Here is a 1,924-nt window from a genome sequence, read left to right on the forward strand (position 1 = left end):
AGGTCGAACAGCGGCCACCGGTCGGCCGGCCGTACCTCGTGGGAGAGGGTCTCGCGCAGGGCCGCCACCGCGGCCTCGGCATCCTGCTCCGTGTGTCCGGTCAGGTCCTCGTAGCCGATGGTGAAGTCCGGGACGGAGGCGAGGATCTGCTGCCGGCCGTCGGGGCGGACGATCGCCCGCAGCATGTCGTGGCGTCCGATCAGCCTGCGGATCACCCGGTGCGCCCGGTCGAGGTCGAAGTCCTCCGACGCCAGCTCCAGATACAGGTGGGTCGAGACGTCACCCAGCTCGAAGAGTCCCGAGCGGCCCAGCCAGTACGCGTGCTGCACATCGGTCAGCCCGAACGGCTCGAACCTCGCCCCCTCATCGGCCGAGATCTCCACCACCGCCGAACCCCCGGCCGCCTCCGGTTCCAGGAGTCGGGTCTCGACCAGCGCCGTCAGCTCCCGCAGGGTCGGCGCCCCGACGAGTTCCGTCAGTGACGGTGCCGTACCCATCTCGGACTCCACCGTCAACTGGAACTCGGTCGCCTGCAACGACTCCAGGAAGAGCGGCTCGTCCGGGTCCGCCGGGCCCTCCCGGCCGGTGATCCGCTCGTAGCGCTCGCGCAGGTAGGCACCGAGCCGGTCGATCCGTTCGGCGGGCGCGAGGGACAGGAGGACCGTACGGTCCGTCGCGCTCGTGCCGGGGTTTCCGCTCGGGTTTCCGCTGCTGGTCGGATTCACTGCATCCCTCCGGAGTGCCGTTCGGCGAAGCGTCCGCGCGGCGGGCCCGGGACCGGGCACGCACCGGGTTCCGTGCGCGGGACTGCGTACCGGCCCACACTTCCCGCGGGCGCGGGACGGCCGCCACCCCCGAAGGGCTGGCGGAGCAGACCGGACAGCCGGCGACGTCGGCGGTGACCGTTCGAGGGGGGCGGGAGGTTGGCCTCTTCGGCCGCGCCCTGCTGGTCTTGGGGCCGGCCCGCCGCCGACGCAGGGTGCAGGGACTGCCGTCTGCCGAAGGAGCGACCGTGAAAGGCCCCACCCGCAAGCGGAGTGTCGGGCGGACCCTGCTCCGCCTCATCCCCGTCCTGGCCGTGCTCGTCGCGGCCGGCGCCTTCATCATCGCCAACCGCACCGAGGCGATCACCCCCGAGGGCACGCCGGTGTCGCTCGCGCAGGCCCTCAAGACGTACCGCGAACACCCCACGGCCTTCCGCGAGGAGCTCGGCCAGATCAAGAACCCCGTGGCACCCAGCCAGAAGATCAAGGGCTTCTCGAAGCCGAAGGCCGGCGTGTACACCTACGCCACCACCGGCCAGGACTCGATCATCTACGCGGGTGACAGCTACGAGCGGCCGTTCCCGAAGGAGACGTACGCGCGCGTGCACCACTCCGCCGGCTGCGTCTGGGAGCTGTACTTCGCCCCCATCGAGGAGCACGTCGACGCCCACCGCCAGTGCAGCGGCAAGGGCGAGTACCTGTGCCTGGCCCACATGCAGAAGGTGAGCTTCGCCGGCATCGAGGGCGACGAGGCGCACCGCTGCAATCCGGCCATGGTGCAGGTCGGCGGTGACGCGGTGCGGCCCGGCGGCAAGGAGGAGACCATCTGCGTCGCCCACGGCAACCGGGCCCGGATCGTCATCAAATACGTCGGGGACGAGAAGGTCACCGTCGGCGGGGAGACCCGCGAGGCCCACCACGTGCGCATCGACAGCTACGTCAAGGGCGACGGGCTCGACGGCGACGCCGTGGCCGACGTGTGGTTCGACAAGCAGGACGGGCTCTACCTCAAGGTCGTCCGCACCGCCGACGTCAACGTGAACCGGGGCGGCGGCAACAAGGGCACCTATCGGGTCGAGGCCACCTACACCCTCCAGTCCCGCACCCCCCAGGTCTGACCACCCGCGCACGCCGCGGGGCGGTTCAGCGCTGCGGCACCG

Annotated in this window: 2 protein-coding genes; one reads left to right on the top strand and one right to left on the bottom strand. The window is 71.3% G+C overall.

Annotated features, from left to right (window positions below):
• On the bottom strand, positions 1 to 725 hold a 725-nt coding region (locus RIF68_RS35520), incomplete at its 3' end, for a phosphopantetheine-binding protein (RefSeq protein ID WP_309055726.1).
• Positions 726 to 1,012: 287 nt separating this feature from the next.
• Between RIF68_RS35520 and RIF68_RS35525 the strand changes: the two genes are divergently transcribed.
• Positions 1,013 to 1,882, top strand: a complete 870-nt coding sequence (locus RIF68_RS35525; protein ID WP_309055728.1) for a hypothetical protein — start codon at positions 1,013 to 1,015, stop codon at positions 1,880 to 1,882.
• Positions 1,883 to 1,924: the final 42 nt, after the last annotated feature.

Origin of the sequence: Streptomyces sp., assembly GCF_031178505.1 — a bacterium.
In the GTDB taxonomy this organism is placed as follows: domain Bacteria; phylum Actinomycetota; class Actinomycetes; order Streptomycetales; family Streptomycetaceae; genus Streptomyces; species Streptomyces gulbargensis.